This window comes from Mesorhizobium sp. M7A.F.Ca.US.007.01.2.1 (genome assembly GCF_003998165.1).
GTDB lineage: Bacteria > Pseudomonadota > Alphaproteobacteria > Rhizobiales > Rhizobiaceae > Mesorhizobium > Mesorhizobium ciceri.
In genome coordinates this window covers 1-444 of the sequence record NZ_RZQP01000535.1, presented here as the reverse complement: position 1 = coordinate 444, position 444 = coordinate 1, and the positions used below count along the sequence as shown (strand labels likewise).

Genomic DNA, 444 nt, shown 5'->3' with positions numbered 1-444 from the left:
GATGAAGGCGATACCGGCGATCCGCCAGCCATTGAGGTCCTCGCGGAAGACGAAATAAGCGAAGATGGCGACGGCAACATAGGCGAGGCTGAGGAACGGGTAGGCGAAGGAGAGCTCGACCTTGGACAGCACATAGAGATGCGAGGCCATCGAGATGACGAAGGTACACAGGCCAAGGAACACCCAGGGGCTGAAGACGATCTGCAGCAGCTTGACGAGCGGATTGACGCCCTCGAACGAGATCGGTCCGAGCGACATCATGCCTTGCTTCAGCATCAGCTGCGCGGCGGCATTGGTCATGACGGTAAAGAGAATGAAGACGATGTATTTCATGTGTTCCAAGCCACCCCTTCGCGCTTCCTATTACAAACCCGCAAACATTTGGTGAAGTCCCAACAATATTTTGAGTAAATCTCGTTATTAATCATCAATTAACCAAGAATT

1 protein-coding gene is annotated in these 444 nt (G+C 52.3%); it reads right to left on the bottom strand.

Annotated features, from left to right (window positions below; all coding sequences use genetic code 11):
* The coding region (locus tag EN949_RS35650; RefSeq protein WP_127372002.1) for a transporter at window positions 1-333 on the bottom strand (333 nt) is incomplete at its 3' end.
* Window positions 334-444 lie beyond the last annotated feature (111 nt).